Annotated in this window: 4 protein-coding genes; 1 reads left to right on the top strand and 3 read right to left on the bottom strand. The window is 68.9% G+C overall.

Annotation, left to right across the window (positions count from 1 at the left end):
- Positions 1-48: 48 nt before the first annotated feature.
- The 3 genes from QM633_RS09585 to QM633_RS09575 all read right to left on the bottom strand — a co-directional run bounded on the left by QM633_RS09585 (position 49) and on the right by QM633_RS09575 (position 3800).
- Entirely contained in the window at positions 49-1776 is a 1728-nt protein-coding gene (locus tag QM633_RS09585) for an ABC transporter substrate-binding protein (RefSeq protein WP_415153531.1), read from the bottom strand.
- 53 nt (positions 1777-1829) lie between these two features.
- Complete coding sequence (locus QM633_RS09580; protein ID WP_415153530.1) at positions 1830-2807, bottom strand: ABC transporter permease; 978 nt, start codon at positions 2805-2807, stop codon at positions 1830-1832.
- Positions 2808-3131: 324 nt separating this feature from the next.
- Entirely contained in the window at positions 3132-3800 is a 669-nt protein-coding gene (locus QM633_RS09575) for a pentapeptide repeat-containing protein (protein WP_415153529.1), read from the bottom strand.
- A gap of 80 nt (positions 3801-3880) precedes the next feature.
- Between QM633_RS09575 and QM633_RS09570 the strand changes: the two genes are divergently transcribed.
- Complete coding sequence (locus QM633_RS09570; RefSeq protein WP_415153528.1) at positions 3881-4804, top strand: NADP-dependent oxidoreductase; 924 nt, start codon at positions 3881-3883, stop codon at positions 4802-4804.
- The last annotated feature ends 116 nt before the right edge of the window (positions 4805-4920 follow it).

The raw sequence follows: 4920 nt of genomic DNA, 5'->3' as shown, positions 1-4920 counted from the left end.
GGGGGTGCGCCGTGTGGCGCACCCCCGACCCTTTGGCCGATCAGATGGTCAGTGCTTGACCGAGATGTTGGCCAGGTCGTAGTAGCCGGTGAACGTGGTGTTCACGACCGCGCCCTCGACATTGCTGCCGTGGACGAACACGAACTGGTCATTGATCAGCGGGATCACGGCGTAGTACTTGCCCGTCGCCTCGGCGTCCAGAGCACCCCAGGCCTTGTCGGCCTCGGCACCGGTGAGAGCGGATGCCGCGTCGATGCCCTTGTTGAACTCCGCGTTGTCGAAGTAGCCGTAGTCCTGGCCGGGGCCACCGGAGCTGATCTGGCTGCGGCTGTCGAGCAGCTGCGGGATCACGGTCGACGCGGACGGGAAGTCCGCGCCCCAGCCTGCCCAGTAGGCGTCGTACTTGGTGGCCGAGTCCGGGGACTGCAGCGTGCCGTAGTACTGGTCGGCCGGGATGCCCACGAGGTTGGTCTCGAAGCCGGCAGCGTCCCAGCCGGTCTTCAGACCGGCGAACACCTTGTCGAGGGTGTCGTTCTTGCGGTAGGCGACGGTGATCTTCACCGGGGTGGTGAAGCCGGCCTCCTCGAGGAGCGTCTTGGCCTTGGCCGGATCGCCCTTGTCGCCCGCCGGCAGCGGGGTGTTCGGGAAGGACGAGAGGGCCGGGTTGATCAGCGAGTTGGTCGCCTTCACGACCTGGTCACCACCGGCGGCGGTGACGTAGGCGCTGCGGTCGGTCGCCAGGGCCAGTGCCTCACGGGCCTTGTCGTTCTCGAACACCTTGGACTTGAAGTTCGGAACCAGGTAGCGGGTGTACGGCGAGGCGACGATGTCGTTGCGGCCCTCGGCGTTGTTCACGTTGGCGAGCGCCGTGACCGGAGCCTGGTCGAACGTGATCGCGTTCTGGTCGTCGCCCTGGTTGGCGATCAGGCGCTCGTACAGGGTCTCCTGCGTGAGCGACTCGTCCCAGACGATCTTGTCCGGACCCGCGGTGCGGATCGTGTCGGTGGACTTGTCCCACTGGTCGTTCCGGACGAAGGTGCCGCCCTTGTTGGACGTCCAGTCGCCGTCGAGCTTGTACGGCCCGTCGGAGAAGATCGCGAAGTTGGACTTGTCGCCCTGGTCCTTGTCCTTGCGGAACGCGCCGAAGGCGGTCATGGTCAGAGCCTGGTTGAAGTCACCGGACGGCTTGGCCATCTTGAAGGTGATGGTGCTGCCGTCGCAGGTCACGGCCTTGTCGTACAGGGCCTGGCCGTCGCCCTTGTAGGGGCCGTCGTACTTGGAGGAGCCGTCGGAGTTCTTCGGGATGTCCAGGTACTGGATCGCGTAGTTCGGGCCACCGGTGATCACGTCCACGGCGAAGGTGCGCGAGATGCCGTACTTGAAGTCCTCGCAGGTGACGGCCTGGCCGTCCTCCCACTTGATCCCGTCCTTGATGGTGAAGGTCCAGGTCTTGCCGTCCGAGCTCACGGTGCCGGTGTCGGTGGCGGCATCAGCGGCCAGTTCGGCGGAGTCGCCGCTCTTGGCGACGGGAGCGAAAGTGGTCAGCGTACGGGTGAAGAGGCGGTTGCCAGCCTCGATGTTGACGCCGACGTAGACCCGCTGCGGGTCCCAGTGCTCGGTAGCGGTGCCGGAGAGGATGTACAGCGTGTTCCCGGCGCCGGCCGGTGCCGCTGCGGACCCCCCGCTCGTGCCACCGGTGCCGCCACCACAAGCGGTGAGCGCGAGGCCCAGCGCCATGGTCGTCGCGACACCCGCGACGATCTTGACTCGCTTCATTGATTCTCCTTCTGTGTTTGTTGCGGAGACTACGGGGGTGGCTGTGCGTGCACTCACTGTCGGTCGGCCTTGGGGTCGAGCGCGTCCCGGAGGCCGTCGCCGAGCAGGTTGAACGAGAGCACCACCAGGAACAGCGTGATGCCCGGGAAGATGAAGTAGGCCGGATCCGAGGTCGCGTAGTGCACCGAGTCGTTCAGGATCGATCCGAACGACGGGGTCGGGGCCTGAATGCCGACGCCGAGGAAGCCGAGGGCGGCCTCCGTGGCGATGTTCTGGGGCATGATCAGCGTGGTGTACACCAGGATCGGCGCCCACAGGTGGGGGAGCAGCTCGGTGAAGTAGATCCGACGCCGTCCCGCTCCGAGCGACCGGGCGGCCTCGACGAACTCCCGCTCCTTCAGCGACAGCACCTGGCCCCGGATGATGCGCGCGAAGTACGGCCAGCCGAAGAAGCCCATCACCAGGATCATGAAGATCATGGACGGGATCGTCCGGTCCGTGTTGAGCGCACCCTGCAGCAGGTCGATCACGATGGTCGACAGGGCGATCAGCATCAGGGTCTGGGGGAAGCTGAGCACGAAGTCGATCACGCGGGAGAACAGCCAGTCGACCTTGCCGCCGGCGGTGCCGGAGATGATCCCGATGATCACCCCGAGCACGACCGAGACGAGCACGGCCAGCGTCGCGACGGTGAGCGAGACGGTGAGGCCGGAGACGACGCGGGAGAAGATGTCACGACCGGTGCCCGGCTCGACGCCCATCCAGTGCTGGGCCGAGACGCCACCGAAGGGCCCGATCGGCAGCGAGCCGAGGCCGCCGACGAGGTCGGTGTTGGAGCTGTACGGGTCGAGCCAGCCGAACTGGGTCATCAGCGGCGCGAACGCGGCCAGCAGGATGAAGAAGATCGCTGCGCCGAGCGCGACCATCGTGACCTTGTCGCGCACCAGTCTGGAGCGGGTGATCTGCCACGGGGTACGCCCCGCGATCGGGACTGCGCCATCGCGCGCCTCGACCACGGTGGTGTCTGCCATCCGGAAACCCTCTTCTCACCCGCGACCCCAGCCGGACATACTGACCGCCCAGCCCCTGCGGGTTTTGGGTAATCTAGCACGCGTCCGACAGCAGCCAAGGGCTGGCTTCTCGCTCACGCAAAGCGTAATCAGAGCGTTATCAATGTGTGCTATTCATCGAGCGTTGAGGCATGCAGACATCCGGGCACCGCGTCGTCGGAGCCCGTTCCACGGCCAGCTCACACCTCGTTCATGGAGATTCGGTCACGCTTCGCTCCGGTCGTCGTCAAGGCGTGGCCGGACGCGTCCGGCCTCACACCTGCCGGACCCCGGGCGACGCGGGGATCAGTCGACGAGGACGCCGAGGCGCTGGGCCAGCGCGGGTGCCAGGTCGAGCAACTGCGCGATCGTGATGGTGGCGCCGCGGAGCCCGTCGAGGCTGCCGACCTCGGCGAGGCGGGCGCCGCGGAGGTCGACGTCGGTGAGCCGTGACCCGGACAGCTCGATCCGGTCGATCCGGCAGCCGGCGAAGGACAGGCGCGTGGCACTGGCCCTGCCCAGGTCGAGTTCGGCGATCGTGCAGTCGGTGAAGGAGACGTCGACCAGGGCGGCGCCGCGCAGGTTGAGGTAGCCGAGCTTGCACTGGGTGAAGGCGACATTGCGCCATGACGAGTCGTACAGCTCCGCGGAGCCGATCCGGGACCGGTCCACCCCGACGTTCCACCACCCCGACCCTGCGGCGCTCAGCGCGGTGATCTCGACCCCGTCGAGCTCGGACGCGGTCAGCGCCGCCCCGCGGGCGATCCACTCGCCTGCCCTCACCCCGGCGAGACGGGAGGAGGTCACCCGGCGCCGGCCCGTCCACGCCATGGTCTCGACGCGGTGGTCGCGCCACTCCACCTCGTCCAGGTCCTCCTCGCCGTCGAGGGTGTCGACGCCGGCGGGGGCGAGCCGTCCCAGCTTCACCCGGGCCGCCCGCGGCGGGACCGGCCCTGGGGACTCCTGTCGTGCCATGGTGGCCCAGCCTACGGCGGGCCGCGGACACGACTGCGGCGCGGCGGAATGCGGGGGCGCCCGGCCTGGTTGGCCGGAGTGTGAGAGCACTGTTCTACGAAGAGTTCGGCGGCGACGAGACATTCCGGGTCGGCGAGGTTCCCGATCCGCATCCGGGGCCCGACTCACTGCTGGTGAAGGTGGTGGCCGCCGGTATCAACCCGGTTGACTACAAGCTTCGGCAGGGCTACCTGCAGGGAGTGATCGACGCGGTGTTCCCGGTGGTGCCCGCGTGGGACGTGGCCGGGGTGGTGGTGCGTCCCGGCCTCGACACGCCCGAGTACGCCGTGGGCGATGCGGAACTGGCCTACGCCCGCAAGGACGTCGTGCACGGAGGGACGCTCGCCGAGCTGGTCGAGGTCCCGGTGCGCACCGCCACCCACAAGCCGGCCGGACTGTCCTTCGAGCAGGCGGCCGCGTTGCCCCTGGCCGGGCTGACCGCACTGCAGAGCGTGCGACGCTCGGGGCTGGGCGAGGGCTCGTCCGTGCTCGTGCACGCCGCCTCGGGCGGGGTCGGCTCGTTCGCCACCCAGCTGGCCGTCCTCGCCGGTGCGCAGGTGACCGGGACGGCGGGGCCCACCAACCAGGACTTCGTCCGATCGCTCGGCGCGACCCCGATCCGGCACGGGGACGGCATCGTGGCGGCTGCGCTGGCGGTCCGGCCGGACGGCTTCGACGTCATCCTCGACTTCGTGGGCGGACATGCGCTCGACACCGTCCCCGACCTGCTGAAGCCGGGTGGTTCGGTGGTCTCGATCGCCGACGGACGTGCCGCCTCGCAGTTCGGCGGTCAGTCGATCTGGGTGCGCCCCAGCAGCGAAGGTCTCGCCGAACTGGCGGCCCTCGTCGCCGACGGCAGGCTCGTTGTCCACATCTGTGAGGTGTTCGACCTCGACCACGCGGTCGACGCCTACCGGGCGCTGGCGGGCGGCCACACCCGCGGCAAGATCGTGGTCACGATCTGACCGGACGCGCGGGGCGGGCTCGAGCAGCACGGACGCGGTCCGGCCGCGGCACACCGCCGCGACCGGGACCGCCCGCGCCTTCCGCCGCCCTCCTCGCGCGGGAGAGCGGAGCCGCC

Source organism: Propionicimonas sp., assembly GCF_047606205.1.
Lineage (GTDB): Bacteria > Actinomycetota > Actinomycetes > Propionibacteriales > Propionibacteriaceae > Propionicimonas.
Note: the sequence above shows the minus strand (reverse complement) of the source record. Positions and strands in the feature narration are given on the sequence as shown.